The sequence below is a fragment of the Psychromonas aquatilis genome (genome assembly GCF_038155185.1).
Taxonomy (GTDB): domain Bacteria; phylum Pseudomonadota; class Gammaproteobacteria; order Enterobacterales; family Psychromonadaceae; genus Psychromonas; species Psychromonas aquatilis.
The window spans coordinates 1-1,268 of record NZ_JBAKAZ010000123.1; the positions used below are offsets into that span (position 1 = coordinate 1).

Below are 1,268 nucleotides of genomic sequence, written 5' to 3' on the forward strand. Positions count from 1 at the left end.
ATTAACTATGAAAATTTACAAAGTCAGGTGTCCAGTTATGCTTGACCAGAATAGTTTATGTAAATTAATCGTTGTAAAACAGGTGGAGTCCATATACGAGATAGAAAACTTAACACTAGATGCAAAAAAGGCCCCTATTTAAGGTAGCCTCGAAGTTGTGCGTAAAACGGGTGTTATGGTAAATAAAATTTTATTTTAATACGTTTAATATTTGGTCAATATCAACATTATTAATATTGCTAATTATAGAAAATTTAGAGTCATATTTTTTACTACAAATTTTATTAAGTCTATCGAAGTCGTTAAGAAAGTAATGTTTATTATCTATTTGTAAATATTTATAATTCTGATGATCACCAAAGATAAATAATATGTGTTTTGCTTTATTACACATATCTAACATTCGTAAAATTCTCTTATTTAGAGTTTCATTTATTTTTTTTAAATTTTGTTCTGGATTAGTTACACCATTAGACTTTATTGGATCACTTAGTGGGTGCCAATTATAGTGAGCCAATACAAAATTATGGGTTTTATCTAAAGTATAATAACCGAAAGTACTATCTAAATATTTATTTATAGAGTTGACATTTTTATTGATTGCAATACTGTTTATATGTTCATATGTTGAAGATTCAAACTTAACTCCCAATCCATATGTAGTATCCATATTTCTTTCTGTTTTAATACACACGGTTTGTGTGAGCTCATTATCAAAGGCAAGATTTATATGCGGATTTTCAAAAACACTGGCAACGGCATCGGGAGAAAAAAAACCACTATTAAATGGTAGACTTGCTTGTTGAATACCTAATTTGTTTTTTATCATTTTAGACGTATAACAACGTAATCCAATTGGGATAATGGCCACTTCACCACTTTCAACCAGATTTTTCAATTTAGCATGTTGCTCTATTGGAGCTGGATTTTCTAATGCTTTTTTGTATTCTAAAAATTTCTTTTTAATAAAAGGTCCTGAAGGTCTAGCCTTATATGCTATTTCCATCAAATCAAAAGCAATATTCAAATCTTTATTTTCATAACTTACAGACAAATCTCTAATTAGGTCAATGGTTTTAGGATTCATGATTATTCCATAATAAAAATATTGAAATAGAATAAACTAATAATTCACATACGTAAAATGATTCTTATGTTAAATAGACATTTTTTCTTATATAAATATCGATTTCATCATTAAATCAACACAAAATATTCTGGTCAAGCATAACTGGACACCTGACTTTGTAAATTTTCATAGTTAATCG

Annotated in this window: 1 protein-coding gene; it reads right to left on the bottom strand. The window is 27.8% G+C overall.

All coding sequences use genetic code 11. The features are described from left to right. Positions 1–190: 190 nt before the first annotated feature. The gene (locus V6256_RS15095) at positions 191–1,087 is read right to left on the bottom strand and encodes a hypothetical protein (protein ID WP_341599094.1); all 897 of its coding nucleotides are present in this window, start codon (positions 1,085–1,087) and stop codon (positions 191–193) included. Between the last annotated feature and the right edge of the window lie 181 nt (positions 1,088–1,268).